This window comes from Pseudomonas sp. FEN, assembly GCF_904067045.1.
GTDB lineage: Bacteria > Pseudomonadota > Gammaproteobacteria > Pseudomonadales > Pseudomonadaceae > Aquipseudomonas.
In genome coordinates this window covers 426,276-442,492 of the sequence record NZ_CAJFDC010000001.1, presented here as the reverse complement: position 1 = coordinate 442,492, position 16,217 = coordinate 426,276, and the positions used below count along the sequence as shown (strand labels likewise).

Annotated in this window: 17 protein-coding genes; 11 read left to right on the top strand and 6 right to left on the bottom strand. The window is 58.3% G+C overall.

Annotated features, from left to right (window positions below; genetic code table 11):
* Positions 1-133 precede the first annotated feature (133 nt).
* Positions 134-358 carry a hypothetical protein gene (locus PFEN_RS02150; RefSeq protein WP_191485390.1) on the top strand — a complete coding sequence of 75 codons (225 nt, stop codon included), beginning with the start codon at positions 134-136 and terminating at the stop codon, positions 356-358.
* A gap of 516 nt (positions 359-874) precedes the next feature.
* Here the strand turns inward: PFEN_RS02150 and fdxA are convergent.
* The 6 genes from fdxA to PFEN_RS02120 form a co-directional block, all read right to left on the bottom strand.
* Positions 875-1,198 carry a ferredoxin FdxA gene (gene fdxA / locus PFEN_RS02145; RefSeq protein ID WP_191485389.1) on the bottom strand — a complete coding sequence of 108 codons (324 nt, stop codon included), beginning with the start codon at positions 1,196-1,198 and terminating at the stop codon, positions 875-877.
* A 141-nt stretch (positions 1,199-1,339) separates the two neighbouring features.
* Positions 1,340-3,919 (bottom strand): DNA mismatch repair protein MutS, encoded by a 2,580-nt coding sequence (mutS, locus tag PFEN_RS02140; RefSeq protein WP_191485388.1) that lies wholly within the window; start codon positions 3,917-3,919, stop codon positions 1,340-1,342.
* A gap of 129 nt (positions 3,920-4,048) precedes the next feature.
* A complete protein-coding gene (locus PFEN_RS02135; RefSeq protein WP_224770871.1) occupies positions 4,049-4,693 on the bottom strand; it encodes a C39 family peptidase in 645 nt (214 codons plus the stop codon).
* Positions 4,690-5,976: a transporter gene (locus tag PFEN_RS02130; RefSeq protein WP_191485387.1), complete on the bottom strand. Its 1,287-nt coding sequence runs from the start codon at positions 5,974-5,976 to the stop codon at positions 4,690-4,692. The genes PFEN_RS02135 and PFEN_RS02130 overlap by 4 nt, the downstream gene beginning before the upstream one ends.
* Positions 5,977-6,050: 74 nt before the next feature.
* The gene (locus tag PFEN_RS02125) at positions 6,051-6,545 is read right to left on the bottom strand and encodes a hypothetical protein (protein WP_191485386.1); all 495 of its coding nucleotides are present in this window, start codon (positions 6,543-6,545) and stop codon (positions 6,051-6,053) included.
* Positions 6,546-6,593: 48 nt separating this feature from the next.
* Positions 6,594-7,142 (bottom strand): hypothetical protein, encoded by a 549-nt coding sequence (locus tag PFEN_RS02120; protein WP_191485385.1) that lies wholly within the window; start codon positions 7,140-7,142, stop codon positions 6,594-6,596.
* Positions 7,143-7,490: 348 nt separating this feature from the next.
* Here PFEN_RS02120 and PFEN_RS02115 point away from each other — a divergent pair, with 348 nt between their 5' ends.
* From PFEN_RS02115 to PFEN_RS02070, 10 genes are all read left to right on the top strand, one after another.
* Positions 7,491-8,234, top strand: coding sequence for a helix-turn-helix transcriptional regulator (locus PFEN_RS02115; RefSeq protein WP_191485384.1), 744 nt, complete (start codon positions 7,491-7,493; stop codon positions 8,232-8,234).
* Between the two features lie 563 nt (positions 8,235-8,797).
* Positions 8,798-9,193 carry a tail fiber assembly protein gene (locus PFEN_RS02110; protein ID WP_191485383.1) on the top strand — a complete coding sequence of 132 codons (396 nt, stop codon included), beginning with the start codon at positions 8,798-8,800 and terminating at the stop codon, positions 9,191-9,193.
* Between the two features lie 220 nt (positions 9,194-9,413).
* The gene (locus PFEN_RS02105) at positions 9,414-9,761 is read left to right on the top strand and encodes a phage holin family protein (RefSeq protein ID WP_191485382.1); all 348 of its coding nucleotides are present in this window, start codon (positions 9,414-9,416) and stop codon (positions 9,759-9,761) included.
* Between the two features lie 171 nt (positions 9,762-9,932).
* A complete protein-coding gene (locus PFEN_RS02100; protein ID WP_191485381.1) occupies positions 9,933-10,517 on the top strand; it encodes a hypothetical protein in 585 nt (194 codons plus the stop codon).
* Positions 10,514-10,696 (top strand): DUF2635 domain-containing protein, encoded by a 183-nt coding sequence (locus PFEN_RS02095; RefSeq protein WP_191485380.1) that lies wholly within the window; start codon positions 10,514-10,516, stop codon positions 10,694-10,696. The genes PFEN_RS02100 and PFEN_RS02095 overlap by 4 nt, the downstream gene beginning before the upstream one ends.
* Positions 10,696-12,192 carry a phage tail sheath subtilisin-like domain-containing protein gene (locus PFEN_RS02090; RefSeq protein WP_191485379.1) on the top strand — a complete coding sequence of 499 codons (1,497 nt, stop codon included), beginning with the start codon at positions 10,696-10,698 and terminating at the stop codon, positions 12,190-12,192. Before PFEN_RS02095 ends, PFEN_RS02090 begins: the two co-directional genes overlap by 1 nt.
* Before the next feature lie 66 nt (positions 12,193-12,258).
* A complete protein-coding gene (locus PFEN_RS02085; RefSeq protein WP_191485378.1) occupies positions 12,259-12,606 on the top strand; it encodes a phage tail tube protein in 348 nt (115 codons plus the stop codon).
* Positions 12,603-12,899: a phage tail assembly protein gene (locus PFEN_RS02080; RefSeq protein WP_100938666.1), complete on the top strand. Its 297-nt coding sequence runs from the start codon at positions 12,603-12,605 to the stop codon at positions 12,897-12,899. The genes PFEN_RS02085 and PFEN_RS02080 overlap by 4 nt, the downstream gene beginning before the upstream one ends.
* A gap of 130 nt (positions 12,900-13,029) precedes the next feature.
* Entirely contained in the window at positions 13,030-14,940 is a 1,911-nt protein-coding gene (locus tag PFEN_RS02075; RefSeq protein WP_224770870.1) for a phage tail protein, read from the top strand.
* Complete coding sequence (locus tag PFEN_RS02070) at positions 14,930-16,216, top strand: DNA circularization protein (RefSeq protein ID WP_191485377.1); 1,287 nt, start codon at positions 14,930-14,932, stop codon at positions 16,214-16,216. The genes PFEN_RS02075 and PFEN_RS02070 overlap by 11 nt, the downstream gene beginning before the upstream one ends.
* Position 16,217 lies beyond the last annotated feature (1 nt).

Sequence of the window (16,217 nt, the reverse complement as noted above, 5' to 3'; positions counted from 1 at the left end):
CCGTCGCGCAAACCCACAGAATGAACTCAAACGGCGGCGACGCCATTCGTCGTTGAGTGCGACGATCAGGGGAAAATTGAGCTATTTTGATTAAAAGGTGAGCGTTCAGCTGTGCCATCAAAGGCTTACGGTAATGAAGTTAGAAGTCGCTCGAGGTTTATTCCTGGTCAGCGCTCTGGCGGTGGCTTCCCTGGCCCTGGTGGTCTGGGAACAGCCCGGTCCCAAGGTGCTGGCTGCGGCGATGGGCTCCGGGAACTGTCCTTTGCCCCGTGCCGCCAGGGTGACCGATGCCAAACCCGACCACGATCTGCTGTTGTTCATGTTCGGTATGTCTCAGGGGCTCAAGCCACAGAGTTGAAATCGTTCTTTTGCCTTGAAGGCCTCGCATTGATCGAGGCCTTTTTTGTATCCGTGGTTTGAGCGGTTTCGAGTTTTGTTCCAGGGTGCATGAACCAGGATTGGATCCAGAAGTTCTGTTTTATCTGCTTGGGCGTGTAAGCCATCGCTTACATTTTGCGTAAGCGATCGAGGATAAATTGGCGTCTAGATTTCCGAGTATTTAATTTAACTAATTGAAATATATAGTTTTTTTGTAATTGTAATGGATCCAATGTGCGATAGATGGCATTTTGGATCCACTTGCAGCCTCTCAGAAAGTCTTTAATATCGCCCCTGTGTCGACGGATAGACACGGCGATCAAGGACAGATTGCTGGAAGGAACATCGCGGGATGCGATTCATCAGGATGATGAAAGGGAAAAAAGGGACTAGGGAAAAAATGTGGGCGGGTCATACCGCCCCTTTTTTTTGCCTGTAGAAAAGTGCCAGCAACAAAAAAGGCCCGCAAGGGGCCTTTTCGTCGAGCGCGCTGCAATCAGCGTTCGAGATCCTTGAGCTTGCCTTTGACACCATCCCACTCTTCGGCGTCCGGCAGCGATTCTTTCTTTTCAGTGATGTTGGGCCAGATCTCGGCCAGCTCAACGTTCAACTGAATGAACTCCTGCATGTCTTCCGGGACTTCATCCTCGGAGAAAATAGCCACAGCAGGGCATTCCGGCTCGCAAAGCGCGCAGTCGATGCACTCATCCGGGTGAATGACCAGGAAGTTCGGGCCTTCGTAAAAGCAGTCCACCGGACAGACTTCTACGCAGTCGGTGTACTTGCACTTGATGCAGTTGTCGGTGACGACGAAGGTCATTTCTAATTCTCTCCTCAGGCGGCGGCAGCGGAGCCCGGTCAAGCGGGCTCGCCAGGTTTGGGAGCGATAGTCTGCGAACCAGGCTGATAGTTCACAGCATCCCAAACCGCGCGAGATTCTAGCAGCTTGTCGTCCGCTGCGTTAGATCCGTGTCTTTAATGTATAGAGCATTTCCAGCGCGCGACGCGGGGTCAGGTCGTCCAGGTCGAGTTTGGCCAGCTCCTCCAGGACCGGATGCGGCAGGCTGGCAAACAGATCACTTTGCATCGGCGGAGCCGGTTTTCCCGGTTTGGCGACGGGGACCTCATGGGGCAGGCTGGTGGTTTCCAGACGGCTCAGGTGCTCGCGGGCGCGGCTGATCACATCGCTCGGCACCCCCGCCAGCTGCGCCACCGCCAGGCCGTAGCTCTGGCTGGCCGGACCGGGCAGCACGTGGTGGAGGAAGACGATCCGTTCATTGTGCTCGGTGGCATTGAGGTGCACGTTGGCCACCAGCGGTTCGCTTTCCGGCAATACCGTCAGTTCGAAATAGTGGGTGGCGAACAAGGTATAGGCCCGCAGGTGGGCGAGACGTTCTGCCGCAGCCCAGGCCAGGGACAGGCCGTCGAAAGTGCTGGTACCGCGACCGACTTCGTCCATCAGCACCAGGCTGCGCTCGCTGGCGTTGTGCAGGATATTGGCGGTTTCGCTCATTTCCACCATGAAGGTCGAACGTCCGCCGGCCAGGTCGTCGCTGGAGCCGATCCGGGTGAAGATCCGGTCCACCAGGGACAGCTCGCAGCTCGCTGCCGGCACGAAGCTGCCGATATGGGCCAGCAGCACGATCAGCGCGGTCTGGCGCATGTAGGTGGATTTACCGCCCATGTTGGGACCGGTGATCACCAGCATGCGGGTGTTGTCGTCAAGCGCCAGGTCGTTGGCCACGAACGGTGTGGTCAGGACCTGCTCGACCACCGGGTGGCGGCCTTGGCTGATGCGCATGCACGGCTCGTCGACAAAGCGCGGGCAGTTCAGGTCGAGGTTCAGTGCCCGTTCGGCGAGGTTGCTCAGCACATCCAGTTCGGCCAGGGCCGCGGCGGTGTCCTGCAACGGTGGAAGTTCGCCGATCAGGGTTTCCAGCAAGGCTTCGTAGAGCATTTTCTCCCGGGCCAGGGCGCGGCTTTTGGCCGACAGGGCCTTGTCCTCGAATTCCTTGAGCTCCGGGGTGATAAAGCGTTCGGCACCCTTGAGGGTCTGGCGTCGGATGTAGTCTGCCGGGGCCGATTCAGCTTGCTTGCTCGGCAACTCGATGAAGTAGCCGTGGACCCGGTTGTAGCCGACCTTGAGGTTGGCCAGGCCGGTGCGGGCTTTTTCCCGGGCTTCCAGGTCGATGAGGAACTGCCCGGCGTTTTCGCTCAGCGACAGCAGCTCATCCAGTTCGGTGTCGTAGCCGGTTTTCAGGACGCCGCCGTCGCGGATGATCGCTGGCGGGTTATCGATGATGGCGCGCTCCAGCAGGATCGCCAGCTCCGGGTAGGTCTTGGTGGTGACGGCCAGTTGCTTGAGGTGCGGGGCGTCCAGTTCGAGCATCGCATCCTGCAACTGCGGCAGGGCGCCGAGGGCATCGCGCAAGCGTGCCAGATCGCGAGGGCGGGCGTTGCGCAGGCCGATCCGGGCGAGGATCCGCTCGATATCGCCGATTTCCTTGAGCTGCGGTTGCAGTTTTTCGAAACGGTAGCTTTCCAGCAGGCAGGTGATGGAGCTCTGGCGTGCCTGCAGTACCCGCAGGTCGCGCAGCGGGCGGTTCAGCCAGCGGGTCAGCAGGCGGCTGCCCATGGCGGTCTGGCAACGGTCGACCACCGATTGCAGGGTGTTGTCGCGACCGCCGGCGAGGTTGGTGTCCAGTTCCAGGTTGCGGCGGCTGGCGCCGTCGAGCACCACCGTGTCGTCCAGACGTTCATGGCGCAGGCTGCGCAAGTGCGGCAGGGCGGTGCGCTGGGTTTCCTTGGCGTAGCTGAGCAGGCAGCCCGCGGCGCCGATGGCCAGGGTCAGGTTTTCGCAGCCGAAGCCCTTGAGGTCCTGCACGGAAAATTGCTGGCAGAGGCTTTTGTGCGCGGAGTCGCGTTCGAAATCCCAGGGCGCGCGACGACGTGTGCCGCGACGTTTTTCCGCGGGCAGGCCTTGTGGCCAATCGTCCGGGATCATCAATTCCACCGGGTTGATCCGCTCCAGCTCCGCCAGCAGGTTTTCCCAGCCCTTGATTTCGAGGACCGTGAAGTTACCGCTGGTGATATCCAGCACGGCCAGGCCGAACAGGCGCTCGTCGCCGAGCACGGCGGCGATCAGGTTGTCGCGGCGCTCGTCGAGCAGCGCTTCGTCGCTGACGGTGCCGGGGGTGATGATCCGCACCACCTGGCGCTCGACCGGCCCCTTGCTGGTGGCCGGGTCGCCGATCTGCTCGCAGATCACCACCGACTCGCCGAGCTTCACCAGCTTGGCCAGGTAGCCCTCGAGGGAATGGTAGGGAATCCCGCACATCGGAATCGCCTGCCCGGCCGATTGCCCACGGGCGGTCAGGGTGATGTCCAGCAGCTTGGCGGCCTTCTTCGCGTCTTCGTAGAAAATCTCGTAGAAGTCGCCCATGCGGTAGAACATCAGCTGATCGGGGTGCTGGTTCTTCAGGCGCCAGTATTGCTGCATCATCGGGGTGTGGGAGGACAGATCGGGGCTATTTTTACTCATCGGATACTTAGACGGATTCGTTTTGAGTGGAGAGCAGAGTCGAGCGCCTGGCGCGGGACTTTTTCGATGGGGGCAAGGTTAACACGGGGGGGCGAATGTCCGCTGAGTTCAGGAGGGCCCTGCTGGACATCAATTTATAGGTATTCTTTGCAGTGTCCTGACCGCGTCGGTTTCGGGTGAAATATACCGGCTGCCGGGTATGTTCAAGTTGTGCTGAGTAGGTACCCCGAAACCTTCACGACCGACGATGAGCGCTTCGCCTTGCCATTCCTGAAACAATTGGAAGAGCGGCAGTCTGAGGTGTCCGCGAGCGGGATCGGCGAGAAAGGCACGCCCTTGGCCGACACCTTTGAGCACAACAAAATGATTCAGTTTGCTTCTGCGCAGAAGAATGATGACCGGGCCTTTCAAGGCATATACCGACTCCGCTGGGAGCAATACACCGTCGGCGGTGTAGCCGAGGTTCTCCGCCGTCATTTTGAGATCCAGCATTGAAAACCCTTCAAGGGTTCGCTCGAACATCGCGGTGTCGGGTAGTCGCAACACTATATCCGCGAGGATTTGTCCTTCTGTTATCGGATCCTCGAAATAGTGACTCAGCAATAAGGCGAGCGCTGCCGCGCCGCAGGAGTAGTCGAGGGTTTGTCTTTCAATGCCTTGCATTTTCAATTGGCTCATTGATTTGAGCAGGGCAGCGGTGCCGGCATTTATTGGGGGACTGAAGGCGGTGAGGATCAGCGCGCTTAAAATCCTCGGTACGGATCGCCTGTTCAATTGAAATGCCTTTTAAAGTTTATCGACAGGGCTGCCGGTCCTGAGTCGTCGTTCAGGCCAAAGATGACCCCAGGAGAAATCACCCAGTCGTTTGATACGCGATAGGAGGCGCTAAGCGAAAGATCGATGGGGTCAGCGTCGGAGCCGTGGATGATTTCGTGATCCGCTTTCAGGTTGGCGCTATAGGCATAGGAAAGGCGTGTGCCCAGCGACAGCTTTTCATTCAAGGCAAAGCCGACCCCGGCGTAGCTCTTCAATACCCAGCCGGGCTGTACGTGGTAGCCGTCGATGGTGTTTGGAAAATAGTATTGATAACTGACTCCACCGAAGAGTATTGCCGGGTCGGTGGTGCGGACGAATGCCAGGCCGGGGGCGATGCTCCAGTGCCCGGAGCCGTTATTCAGCGGGTCTTTCCAGCTATTGAAGGTGTCGCTGTATCGCTTTCTTCCCGTCGGCGCGCTCAGGTCAAATGTCAGGGAGATAGCCGGTCGGTCGGCGGATTCGTCGATGAACTGGTATTGAGCGCCGAATGCAATGTCGGCCAGGTTCCAGGCATCGGCATGGCGGACATGCTCATTGCTGGAAACATCCTGGATGTGGCTGTAGGTGATCGGCGCGCTCAAATAGCCTTCAATACCCTCGTAAATCCCCGCCCTGAGGGTTGACCTGAATTCCAGTTGCTTTGCCGAGTAAGACGATCTCTGGAAATAGCCCGCCTGGGGGAGGGCATATTGGAGTCGATTTTGTTTATAGGCGATGCCGAGGTCCATCTCGTATTCGCCGGGAGATAAAAGAACGGTGGAACCGGTCAAGAAATCGAGGGGCGGTTGTGCTGCTGTTTCTGAGCCGTAGCTATTATTTGGCGTGTCATCATCAGGTTCCTGGTCTGGCGCCGATGTATCGAGGTTTTGCCGCGCCTGGAAGGCTTTGGTCAACTGGGTTATTTTCGATGCGCTTATGAGCAACTCTCCAAAAGTCGGTGACTCCAGCAGTGTTCGATTGTCTAGTGCGGATTTTAGCTGTCCTATTGCTTGCTCGCCGTTGGCAAACAGGATGTGGTACTGGTCTTTGCTGGTTATCGATTGAATGTCTGCTATTGGGATCCTCACGGCTGAACTAAAATTCGTATAAAAAATGCATAATCCATTGTTGAACGATATTATTTTTCCGGAAAACTTGTCTCCGTTTTTTAAGTATATACTGTCCGCCAAGGCGATCGATGCATCCCCGAAGCAAAAAGAAAAGGTACTGGCGGCGAAAAATAACCTTAGAGGGTTAGTCATTGCACATCCTTTTATTACCTTGATCCGAGAGTTGGCAGGCCACAAACATTAGGTCCGTGGCTTTGTTTGATGGGTCACCAGGAAAAGGTTGAAATTGGCCGGCTCCAACTGGTTTCTCTCCAGCCGAAGCTCAAAGGCGCTCCGGTTTCGTTGTGTAACGCCTGATAGTGGTAATCAACCTCTGTTGCATTGTTGATGTTCCAGTCTGTGCCGCTCGATTTGTCGGCGAGCCAGCGGTCACCAGAGACTTTGTATTTGAAACCATTTTCGACGTACGATTGACCGTGTTCACTGGGCGGGCTCCATTCGCTACCCATGATTCGATAAGACCTGTAGTCATGTTCATTACCAAAGCGATTGAGCTTCATGTTGTAGGTTTTTATTCCGCTCGATACGCTCGGCAGAGGTTGGTCGGTGAGTCTTGCCGTGCCTCTGATTTTACTCAAACGTTGCTCGCTCAAAGCAAGCACTTTTATACCCTGAGCGCGCAGTGTGGCGAGAATAGAGGTTTGAGCAAAAACTAGATTTGGAAGTAAGTATATAATTACCGCTATACAAATTTTTTTCATGATATTTTGTGCCTGAGGCTTGGCGTTGGGAGCGTAAGCACTATTTTTTCAAGAAAGGTGGATGCCTAGTTTGTTTACAAGGGCAAGTAATTGAATGTCGCCGCTTACGCTCTCGATAAAGGTTTTATGCAATTTTTTATCTACAGCATCGGATCTAGATGCTTCATATCTTTCATAGGGGTCTTGTGTGTCGGTGAAGCCGTTTTGTTGGTACATGTTACTGACATGTATTTGTAATGAGGTAAAGTATTCGCTGCGTTCTGCTGCAGACAGCCTTGAGAATTTATCTTCGTATCCTGCATGGTAATTTTTAGCCCCCGGAAGCGTTGAAACGTCGATGTAAAATGGACTAAGCCACTCTGGTATTCTCGCCAATTCCAGTTCCATCTCCATGGCTGATGGCCTGCCCATTGTGCTAGGGGAGGTCGTTGCCCGGGATTCTGATACGATACTTGAAGTGGAATTTTTCTTTAGCGTGTCGGTGGTGGAAGGCTCGATTAAAAAATCTTCCTTTTTTATTGTTTGAGCTGTTGATGTTCTATCGCTGGAGGCTGGACTGTATCTGTAGAAGGAAGATGTGCTGCTATTTATGTTCATGATTCGGCTCCTGATCCTATTCGGATTGGGTAATTTGTAATCGAATATTAGATGTGCTTTTCTGAGTGAGAAACTGGCCAAACGGATAGGTTTTTTATTGCTTTGTTATATTTAAGTTGATTTAAATTTCGCGGATGAATAAAAGTAGGAATTATCTTTCTTCTGTTTGGTTTTTTTGCCTACGGACGTGTGCGCCATCACGTCCTACGGCGATGTGCGCGGGACAGCACCCTGCGTCTCGGATTACTGGATGTCGATAACCGAGGTGATGCCCCCTGGGGTTTGTTCGCATACCGATGCATAAAATATGCAAATCAGCATTTGCCATTCGCGAAAAGCCCAAGCAATATGCGCGTTATGCAAATACGCAACGTTTCTACCGTCCTACGAGCGCTGCTCGATCGTCACGGGATCTCCCCCACGGAGCTTCACCGTCGTACCGGCGTGCCCCAATCCACCCTTTCGCGCATTCTCAGCGGGAAAATTGTCGATCCTTCGGACAAGCACATCTCGAAGATCGCCGAGTACTTCGGTATCAGTACCGACCAGTTGCGCGGGCGTGTACCCGTTGCCGCCGCTCGGGATCAGGCGCAGGGCACGCTGCATTCGGAACTCAAGGATATAAGCCTGTGGGACGACGACACGCCCGTCGATGAAGACGAAGTGTCCGTGCCCTTTCTTCGCGAGGTTGAATTGGCTGCTGGATCAGGAAGATTCGTCATAGAGGAAAGCGAGAAGGCCAGTCTGCGCTTCGGCAAGCGTAGCCTGCGCCACAACGGCGTGCAGTTCGACCAGGCCAAGTGCGTGACCGTGCGCGGTAACAGCATGTTGCCGGTACTGCGCGACGGCGCCACGGTCGGGGTCAACGCCGGCAAGAGCGCCATCGGCGATATCGTCGACGGCGACCTTTACGCCATCAACCACAACGGCCAGTTGCGGGTGAAGCAGCTGTATCGCTTGCCCAGCGGGATCCGCCTGCGCAGCTTCAATCGCGACGAGCATCCGGATGAGGACTACAGCTTCCAGGAGATCCAGGAGGAGCAGATCACCATCCTCGGTCATGTCTTCTGGTGGGGCATGTACGCCCGCTAATCCTTCCTGATCCAAAAAAACCCACAGCGGTGTGGGTTTTTTTACGCCTGCAAAAAAGCCCAACCCCTTGAACGACGTGGCCTCCATGCATGGATGCATTGGCAGCGCATAAATAAATGCATTTATGCATTGACTGTATATGCATACATGCATATTCTTTGTCCCAAGCCGGCCAGAAAGGTCGGTGACAGGCAGCAATGCCAGGGGATAGCCCCGCGCTCTTTAGTGGCACCGCTTCAAAGAACAGGCAGCGATGGACCGGCCTCAACGGTTCAGAGGGTTGGCAACTGACCCGGGTGTGCAGCGTAAAGCACCGTAAGCAGTTATCCGGCGGACAGGGTCGCGGTCGGAGGAACAATTTGAATCGATCCGTACCGCGCCAGTAGCGCCGAAAGATCGGGTGTCCGCTCAGGAGTTGCCATCGCCGAAAACGCGAGCGGTTCCAGGACGGGACATCAGGACCGCATTACTGAAAAGCCTGGGCGACCGGGCTTTTTGGAATGCCCACCTGATTTGGGTAGATCAAGAAACGCCGGAAACCCGGTCTGAATAGAGGAACAAGCATGAAGAAGTACGTACGTATTACGGACGGAAAGGTCGACAACATTTACGAAACTCATAACGACATCACCCAAGAGTTTCCTGATGGTGGACTCTGGGTTGCGGTGAGTGAGGATGACTGGGTCGATTATGGTTTTGATGCCGTCAACACCGATGGTGTTTGGACCTTCAGCGGAATGCCGGCGAAAACAGAAGCGGGATTCGGTAAACAGACTCGTCTTGATAAGGCTTACGGCCAATTGTCGAGGACCGCTTTGCAGTACAAGGTCGAACTGGGGCTTGCGACACCGGCGGATCAAGCTTTTCTGCTGGCACAAAAGCAATACATCGTCGCCTTGAGCGAAATCAACAAACAGCCCGGCTTTCCGGCCACCATCAACTGGCCACTAGCTCCATGATCAATCGCTGATGGATTACGCCTCAGTCGTCTCCTAATTGATTGTTCTATTCCGATCGGTATTACAGGAATAGCGGGCCGCATTACTGAAAAGCCTGGGCGACCGGGCTTTTTGGAATGCCCACCGAACGCGGGCTCTCAAGAGAACCCTTCACCTTGAACGACAAGCCCAAATCATCACCGGCCAATAAATGGCCTTTTTCTATTATAGGAGGCGTGACATGACGAACGAGCAACAAGCGTTGGTGGACATGCCTATCTGGCTGGTCATTGTGCTGGCCGTGGTCGGCGGGGTGTCCGGCGAAATGTGGCGCGCCGACAAGGACGGTGCCCGTGGCTGGGTGTTGCTGCGCCGACTGGTGTTGCGCTCCGGAGCCTGCATGGTCTGCGGGGTGTCGACCATCATGCTGCTGTACGCCGCTGGCGTGTCGATCTGGACCGCCGGCGCCTTTGGCTGCCTGACCGCCATGGCTGGCGCGGATGCCGCCATCGGTCTTTATGAGCGTTGGGCGGCCAAGCGGTTGGGGGTCGACGAGGTGCCTCCCCCGGAGACCCGGCCGGAACAATAGCCCGACGAGGTCTGAACAAAGCGCTCATGACCAGCCTGGATATTGCCAACGGACTGGAGCCACCGGGCCCGAGAGCAGGGCCCAGCCCGCAAGGACGCGGGCTTTCTGGAGGCGAGTGATCGCCTGTCGAACCCGTCAATCGACGGGTTTTTTATTACCCGGTGCATCTCTATGCAAATCACCCCGATCCTCACGCAACTGCGTGCCCAATGCCCCAGTCTTGCCCAACATATCTCGACCGGCCTTGACCTCGACCTGCTGCAAAGCAACACCACGCTACAAACCCCGGCGACATTCGTCACGGTGATGACCGACCTGGCGAGCAAGGACACCTCGCAAAACGTTACCCGCCAAACCCTGACCGACCGCCTGGAACTGATCCTGGTACTCGACGGCAGTAACGGTGCGCAAGCCTTCGACCAGCTCCACAGCCTGCGCGCCGAACTCTGGCGCGCCCTGGTCGGCTTCAAGCCCGACACTTTCTACAACCCCATCGAATACGACGGTGGCGAACTGATCTCGATCAGCGCCAGCCGCCTGCTCTATCGCCTGCATTTCTTCGCCGAGTTCCAGCTGGGGCGCAACCGTTCCACCGATCCGGCGGAAACCTGGCACGAGCGTGAATTGGACGGCTTGCCGTCTTTTACCGGGGTCACGGTGAAGGTCGATGCGATCGACCCGGCCGACCCCAATCTGCACCGCCCAGGCCCCGACGGACGCCTGGAGCTGACTTTTTCAGGAGACGTAACGCAATGACCCAACGCATCACCGTAGTGCCGGCCCCAGGCCGCGCCGTACCGGATCCGGAAGCCGGCGACCTGCTACCGCTCGAAGGCCGTGAAGTGGCCGACGGCGCCTGGTGGCGCCGCCGTCTGGCCGATGGCGATATCACCCTCAACGCCGCGCCAGCGGCACAACCACAGGATGCCCAATAATGGCTATCGGATTCAGCAATATCCCCGCGGACCTGCGTGTTCCGCTGTTCTACGCCGAGATGGACAACTCGGCGGCCAATAGCGCGTCGTCGACCCTGCGTCGGCTGATCGTCGCCCAGGTCAACGACAATGCCACCAGCAGCGAAGTCGGCAGCCTGGTGCTGGTCTCCAGCGTCGCCCTGGCGAAAAGCATCGGCGGCCAGGGCTCGATGCTTGCCTCGATGTACGACACCTGGCGCAAGACCGATCCGGTCGGCGAGATCTGGTGCCTGCCGCTGCGCAACAGCGTGGGTAGCATCGCCAAGGCCGATCTGAAACTGACCGGCGCCGCCACCGAAAGCGGCGTGCTCAACCTGTATGTCGGCGGCGTGCGGGTCCAGGCCTCGGTGGTCAACGGGGCAACCGCCGCCCAGGTCGCCACCACCCTGGCGCTGCAAGTCAACGCGGCGGCCGATCTGCCGGTCAGCGCCGTGGCCGTCGATGGCACCCTGACCCTGAGCTGCAAATGGACCGGTGACAGTGGCAACGACATCAGCCTGCAGTTCAACCGCCTGGGCAAGAGCAACGGCGAGCAGACTCCGGCCGGCCTGACCATCGTCACCGCGCCAATGGCCGGTGGCGCCGGTGTGCCTGACCAGGTTGCCGCGCTCGCGGCACTCGGCGACGAGCCGTTCGAATTCATCTGCCTGCCCTGGTCCGATGTGGCGACCCTGAACGCCTGGCAAGCGGCGATGAACGACAGCGTCGGTCGTTGGTCCTGGTCCAAGCAGTTGTTCGGCCATGTCTACAGCGCCAAGCGCGGTACCGTTGGCACCCTGGTGGCAGCCGGCCAGACCCGTAACGACCAGCACGTGACCATCCTGGCCATGGAGCCGGGTGTGCCACAGCCGGTCTGGGTCCAGGCCGCCGCCTTGGCCGCGCGCACCGCGGTGTTCATCTCCGCCGACGCCAGCCGTCCGACCCAGAGCGGTAGCCTGGCGGGCATCGACCCGGCCGCGGCCAGCGAACGTTTCACCCTGACCGAGCGTCAGTCGCTGCTCAGCTACGGTCTCGCCACGGCTTACTACGAAGGTGGTTACGTGCGCATCCAGCGGGCGATCACCACCTACCAGAAAAACGCTTACGGCCAGGCGGACAACTCCTATCTGGACAGCGAGACCATGCACCAGTCGGCCTTTATCGTGCGCCGTCTGCAAAGCGTGATCACCAGCAAGTACGGTCGCCACAAGCTCGCTGCCGATGGCACCCGTTTCGGCGCCGGCCAGCCGATCATCACCCCGAGCACCATCCGCGGTGAGCTGATCGCCCAGTACGCCAAGCTCGAACTGGAAGGCCATGTGGAGAACGCCGAAATGTTCGCCGAGCACCTGATCGTCGAGCGCGACAGCCAGGACCCGAGCCGGGTCAACGTGCTGTTCCCGCCGGACTACATCAACGGTCTGCGGGTGTTCGCGCTGCTCAACCAGTTCCGCCTGCAGTACGACGCGGCGGCCTGATCGCCTGCCCACACTGCGTAACCCCAGCCCGCTCGATGCGGGCTTTTTATTGCAAGGAGATACACCATGGGTCAACTGATTGCGGGCACCTGCTACGTCAAAGTGGACGGCGCTCAACTGACCATCAACGGCGGCTGCGAAGCGCCGCTGATGTCGGTCAAACGAGAAACGGTCGTGCCGGGTTTCTACAAGGAAACCGATATTGCTCCGACCTTCGCGGTCACCGCGCTGTACACCCCGGACTTCCCGCTCAAGCAACTGATCGCCGGCACCGACATGACCGTCACCTGCGAGTTCAGCAACGGCAAGGTCTATGTCCTGGCCGGTGCCTACCTGACCGACGCACCGATCGCCAAGGGCGATGACGCGACCATCGCGCTGAAATTCGAAGGCATCAAGGGGACCTGGCAATGACTGATCCAGTGAAGTTGCAGGTGCCCATCGAGGCCCACGGCGAACCCCTGAGCGAGCTCACCCTGCGGCGTCCGACGGTACAGGAAGTGCGGGCGATCAAGGCGTTGCCGTACAAGATCGACAAGGGCGAGGACGTCAGCCTCGATATGGATGTCGCGGCCAAGTACATCGCGGTCTGCGCCGGCATCCCGCCGTCGTCGGTCAACCAACTGGACCTGTCCGACCTCAACACCTTGAGCTGGGCGGTGGCGGGTTTTTTCATGAGTGCGGCATCGCAGCCGTCGGCGAGCTGATTGCGCTCGCCTACGACCTGGCCTGGTTCTGGAAGGTTGACCCCGAACAGATGATGGCAAGGTCCTTGGATGTGCTCCGGGAATCCCTGGAGCACGCGCAACGGATCAATGCGATGCAGCAGGTGCAGTGATGGCTACGACAAATAACATGCTCACGACGAATACCCAGACGATTGTGAACATGGCCCTTGTCGTGAACGGCGTCCAGAAAATGGACGCCGACATGGCAAAGGTCACCACGAAAGTCGAGCGTTTCAAAAAGAGCCTGGAGGACAGCGGCCTGGGTGAGCTGGATCTCTCGGCGCTGTTCAAGGGCGAAGGTTTGGCGGCGCCTTTCGTTGCGGGTGTCCAGAGCGCAATCAAGGCGGAAAACCAGCTGGCCGAGGCTCGCAAGGGGGCAGAGGGACCTGAGTTGCCGGGGCCGAAGCTGGGGCCCACGGCGCAGAATCTGGCGAAGTTGAGTGAGGCAGTCGATAACGTTTCGGCGAAATTCGGCCAGGCATTGCTGCCCGTAGTGAACGCCGTGGTGACCGCGCTGGTGCCGCTGGTGAGTACCGTTGCCGGGTTCGTGGCGGCCAATCCCAACCTGGTTCAAGGACTGGCGGCGGGAGCGCTGGCATTTACCGTCATGCGGGGTGCGGTGAGCGGCGTAATGGGCGCGATGGAGTTGCTCAAAGTCGGTTTCCTGTCTTCGCCGGTCGGTTTGGTCGCGTTGGGCATTGCCGTTGCGGCAGGGCTGATCATCGCCTACTGGGAGCCGATCTCAGGCTTTTTCAACGGGCTTTGGGACAGCATCAAAAATACGGCGGCCAGCTTCATGTCGGGATTGCAGGCGCTGCTCGACTGGTCGCCGATGCCGATGATCAGCGCGGGCTGGGAGACAATCAGCGTGTTTTTCGCCGGCCTTTGGCAGTCGATCAGCGTGGCGGCTGTCTCGCTGTTCGATTTTTTCCAGGCGCTGTTTTCCTGGACGCCGCTGGGCCTGGTCATCGACAACTGGGTGCCACTGACGGGGCTCTTCGATTCGATCTGGCGCTTGCTCAAGGCCCTGGCCGTACCGGTAATGGACTTTCTCAAGAGCCTGTTCGACTGGACGCCGCTGGGGATGGTCATCAATAACTGGGGGGCGATCGGCGATTTCTTCGAGGGGGTCTGGAGCATGATCAAAGCAGAAAGTGCACCGCTGGTGGACTTTCTCAAGGCGCTGTTCGATTGGTCGCCGCTGGGGCTGATTGTCAATAACTGGGGCGCGATCAGCGCTTACTTCGGGGGGCTCTGGGACACGATCAAAGCGCTGAGCGCACCGGCGGTGGACTTCCTCGAGAGGTTGTTCGACTGGTCACCGCTGGGCTTGGTCATCAACAACTGGGGAGCGATCAGCGCTTACTTCGAGACGATCTGGGCTGCGTTGCAAGACCCGGCGCAGTTGCTCAAGGACTTCCTCCAGACGCTGTTCGACTGGTCTCCTGTCGGGTTGATCGTCGCCAACTGGGAGCCCATCGGCAAGGTCTTTTCTGCCTTGTGGGAGGTACTGCAAAGCCTGGCGACACCCGTCATGGACTTTTTCCAGACGATGTTCGACTGGTCGCCATTGGGGCTGATCATCAAGAACTGGGAGCCGATTGTCGCGTGGTTCGCTGGCTGGTGGAACAAGTTGCAAACCCTTGTCGCGCCGATCAAGGAGTTGTTCAGTGGCGGTTTCGGTGAGTTTGTCGCCAAGGTCACCGGCAAGGTCGATGGCCTGGCGCAGCAACAAGAGGCCAGCAATGCCAAGGCGACCAATGGTGGCGGCTCGTCTTTCTGGAACTGGGGAGACCCTTCAAGCAGCACCGACTCCGGTCTGACGAGCAATGCCAATGCTCTGGTTCAACAAACCGCCGCCAACAACCGCACGCAACTCGAAGGCGGCTTGACCGTGAGCTTCAAGGACGCGCCAGCGGGCTTGCGCGTCGACCAAGCGCAAACCAATCAACCGGGCCTGGACCTGACGCCTCGCGTCGGCTATCGCTCGCTTTCCCTCGGAGGTACCTATGGCGACTGACTGGCGTGATCGTTTGTTGCCGGCTTCGTTTCGCGGTGTACCGTTCTGGGTCGACGTGGCGAAAACCCCGGTCGGCCAGAAAGGCCAGTTGCATGAATACCCGCAGCGTGACCAGCCGTTTTTCGAAGGTCTTGGTCAGCAAGCGAAGATCCATGATCTGACCGCGTTTATCGTCGGCGCCGATTGCCTTGAGCAGCGCGACAGCCTGCTCAAGGCGTTGGAAGAGGGCAGCGGCGAACTGGTCCACCCGTGGCTGGGGCGGATGCAGGTCAAGGTGGGTGCCTGCGACATGACCCAGACCCGCAAGGATGGCGGGTTGGTGACCTTCAACCTGAAGTTCTATCCGGATGAGCCGCTGCAGTTCCCCAAGGCCGTCGTCAATACCCAGGAGCAATTGCAGGTGGCGTCGGACAAATTGCTCGACGCTTCGGTGGCGCGTTTCGACGGGGCGATGTCGCTGGTCAATGAGGCTCGGGTCGGCCTGGAGAACCTGCGCAAGGGTATTACCTTGGCGTATCAGGTGATCCAGCACGAGTTGCAGCCGCTGATCGAGACGTACGCGAATATCTATGCCCTGGTCCGCACGATCAAGGCGTTCCCCCAACAAGTGAGTGCCGCGATCAAGGGCGTGCTGGGCGAATTCAAAGGCTTGGTGGGCGAAGTCAACAGCCTGGTGGGCGAAGTCCGGGGCCTGAAGGATTTTGCCGTCAAGGGCTATCACGGAATGCTCGCCGAGCTCTCGCAAAAGGTCGAGGAAGCCAAGTCCCTGGATGCGTCGCAACTGACCATTGGCAAGGACTCCGCTGCTGCCTCGCAAGCTACGGTGAACCTGATTCAGGACGCCTTGCTGGTGCAGATCTCCCAGCTTGTGTCGATGCTGCCGGTAGCGACGCAGGCGGTGAAACTGGCGGTCACACCGTCGCTGGCCCAGCAAGCCCAGCAGCCGGTGCAACGCGCCGATGTGCCAGTGGTCGACGATGTGCTGGCGCTGCGTGACAACATCAACGACCTGATCTGGCAGGCGGCGCTGAAGGCCGATTCGGTGCATTACCAGGTACTCAGCAGCGTCCGTCAGGCGTTGACGCAGCATCTCAATGCAGTGGCGTCCAACGGCGTGCGGTTGCTCGACCTGACCCCCAAGAGCACCCAGCCAGCCGTGGTCGTGGCCTACCAGAAACTCGGTGATGCCACGCGAGTGGGTGAGGTGGTGCAGCGCAACCGGATTTCGCACCCCGGTTTCATCCCGCCGGTGCCGTTGCAGATCTCCCGGGAGTAAG

Bases quoted from the DNA above. Each gene is read 5' to 3' on its own strand.
- PFEN_RS02150 (WP_191485390.1), top strand. From the start codon at position 134: ATGAAGTTAGAAGTCGCTCGAGGTTTATTCCTGGTCAGCGCTCTGGCG.
- fdxA (WP_191485389.1), bottom strand. From the start codon at position 1,198: ATGACCTTCGTCGTCACCGACAACTGCATCAAGTGCAAGTACACCGAC.
- mutS (WP_191485388.1), bottom strand. From the start codon at position 3,919: ATGAGTAAAAATAGCCCCGATCTGTCCTCCCACACCCCGATGATGCAG.
- PFEN_RS02130 (WP_191485387.1), bottom strand. From the start codon at position 5,976: ATGACTAACCCTCTAAGGTTATTTTTCGCCGCCAGTACCTTTTCTTTT.
- PFEN_RS02125 (WP_191485386.1), bottom strand. From the start codon at position 6,545: ATGAAAAAAATTTGTATAGCGGTAATTATATACTTACTTCCAAATCTA.
- PFEN_RS02120 (WP_191485385.1), bottom strand. From the start codon at position 7,142: ATGAACATAAATAGCAGCACATCTTCCTTCTACAGATACAGTCCAGCC.
- PFEN_RS02115 (WP_191485384.1), top strand. From the start codon at position 7,491: ATGCGCGTTATGCAAATACGCAACGTTTCTACCGTCCTACGAGCGCTG.
- PFEN_RS02110 (WP_191485383.1), top strand. From the start codon at position 8,798: ATGAAGAAGTACGTACGTATTACGGACGGAAAGGTCGACAACATTTAC.
- PFEN_RS02105 (WP_191485382.1), top strand. From the start codon at position 9,414: ATGACGAACGAGCAACAAGCGTTGGTGGACATGCCTATCTGGCTGGTC.
- PFEN_RS02100 (WP_191485381.1), top strand. From the start codon at position 9,933: ATGCAAATCACCCCGATCCTCACGCAACTGCGTGCCCAATGCCCCAGT.
- PFEN_RS02095 (WP_191485380.1), top strand. From the start codon at position 10,514: ATGACCCAACGCATCACCGTAGTGCCGGCCCCAGGCCGCGCCGTACCG.
- PFEN_RS02090 (WP_191485379.1), top strand. From the start codon at position 10,696: ATGGCTATCGGATTCAGCAATATCCCCGCGGACCTGCGTGTTCCGCTG.
- PFEN_RS02085 (WP_191485378.1), top strand. From the start codon at position 12,259: ATGGGTCAACTGATTGCGGGCACCTGCTACGTCAAAGTGGACGGCGCT.
- PFEN_RS02080 (WP_100938666.1), top strand. From the start codon at position 12,603: ATGACTGATCCAGTGAAGTTGCAGGTGCCCATCGAGGCCCACGGCGAA.
- PFEN_RS02075 (WP_224770870.1), top strand. From the start codon at position 13,030: ATGGCTACGACAAATAACATGCTCACGACGAATACCCAGACGATTGTG.
- PFEN_RS02070 (WP_191485377.1), top strand. From the start codon at position 14,930: ATGGCGACTGACTGGCGTGATCGTTTGTTGCCGGCTTCGTTTCGCGGT.